The organism is Bacteroides faecichinchillae JCM 17102, assembly GCF_000614145.1.
In the GTDB taxonomy this organism is placed as follows: domain Bacteria; phylum Bacteroidota; class Bacteroidia; order Bacteroidales; family Bacteroidaceae; genus Bacteroides; species Bacteroides faecichinchillae.
The window spans coordinates 1-711 of sequence record NZ_BAKK01000132.1; the positions used below are offsets into that span (position 1 = coordinate 1).

Annotated in this window: 1 pseudogene; it reads left to right on the forward strand. The window is 42.1% G+C overall.

Features of this window, described 5'->3' with window-relative positions:
• Positions 1 to 711, forward strand: a pseudogene (locus tag JCM17102_RS30835) (RHS repeat-associated core domain-containing protein); the annotation flags it as partial.

The window sequence follows — 711 nt, forward strand, 5'->3', positions numbered from 1 at the left end:
CCCGTTGTTCAGTCAGACGCTTAATTATCAGGAATCGATGGCCGGTACTATTCTTTGTTACAACGGTAATATCAGCAGTATGTCCTGGAAGGCGGGAAGTGAAACAACAGACCGGGGTTATCGTTTTACGTATGACGGTCTTTCCAGACTGAAGGATGCCACTTATGGTGAAGGTAACGATCTTACGACTAATCCCAACCGTTTTAATGAACAGATTACCGGTTATGACAAGATGGGTAATATCCTGAAACTGAAACGTTACGGACAGATTTCTTCAGCAGCTTACGGATTGGTTGATGACCTGAGTTTGACTTATAATGGTAATCAGTTGCTTGCTGTAAAGGATATTGCGACAAGCGGTGTTTATGGTAATGGGACTGATTTTAAGGATGGTGCCAATCAGCCGACAGAGTATGCTTATGATAAAAACGGTAATCTGATTAAGGATTTGAACAAGAATATTAGTAGTATTGGATATAATTGTTTAAATTTGCCTGACCAGGTGATCTTTGGTAATGGTAACAGTATCCTATATGATTATGGGGCGGACGGGACGAAGCTTCGCACTGTACATACGACGGGGTCTAGTGCCTTGACAACGGATTATTGTGGTAATGCGGTCTATGAGAATGGTGTGCTGAAGATGTTGCTCAATGAGGCGGGGTATGTGAGTTTTCCGGATAGGAAGTTTCATTTTTATCTGAAAGATCG